The sequence below is a fragment of the Nocardiopsis lucentensis DSM 44048 genome (assembly GCF_000341125.1).
Taxonomy (GTDB): Bacteria; Actinomycetota; Actinomycetes; order Streptosporangiales; family Streptosporangiaceae; genus Nocardiopsis; species Nocardiopsis lucentensis.
This window is the reverse complement of the sequence record NZ_ANBC01000553.1, coordinates 1-436: the sequence shown is the minus strand read 5'-3', so window position 1 is coordinate 436 and position 436 is coordinate 1. Positions and strand designations below refer to the sequence as shown.

The following is a 436-nucleotide window of genomic DNA, read 5'->3' as shown; positions in this document are numbered from 1 at the left end:
CCCGCCGAACCCGGCCGGCGGCGCGGGACGGCGGCGCGCAGTTCCTCCGCCGAGGACAGGTACCGCCACAGTCCGTCGGTGCACAGCAGCAGGCGCCCCGGACCCGACGGCCGGTAGCTTCGGGCCCGCCCCTCCAGATCCCCCGCGTCGGCGCCCAACCAGGCGGAGAGCGCGTCGTGGGCGCCCGTGTCGTCCTCGGTCAGCGCGAACCCCGGCCCCTCGTCGGGCAACCAGTAGGCGCGACTGTCCCCGACCCAGGAGACCCACACACCTCCCGCGCCGACGGCGGCCGCGACGTAGGTGCAGGCGGGCGCCGCGTCCACCGACGCGACCAGGGCGGCCCGGTCCGATCGGGGCGACATCGAGACACCGTCGCACACGACCCCGACCGTCCACCCGCCCGCAGCGACCACTCCCATGGCGTCCGCGTTGACAC

The 436-nt window shown here is 76.4% G+C and carries 1 protein-coding gene; it reads right to left on the bottom strand.

Annotated elements, in window-relative coordinates:
• A partial coding sequence (locus D471_RS0119165; RefSeq protein WP_017600104.1) for a protein phosphatase 2C domain-containing protein occupies positions 1-436 on the bottom strand: 436 nt, incomplete at both ends.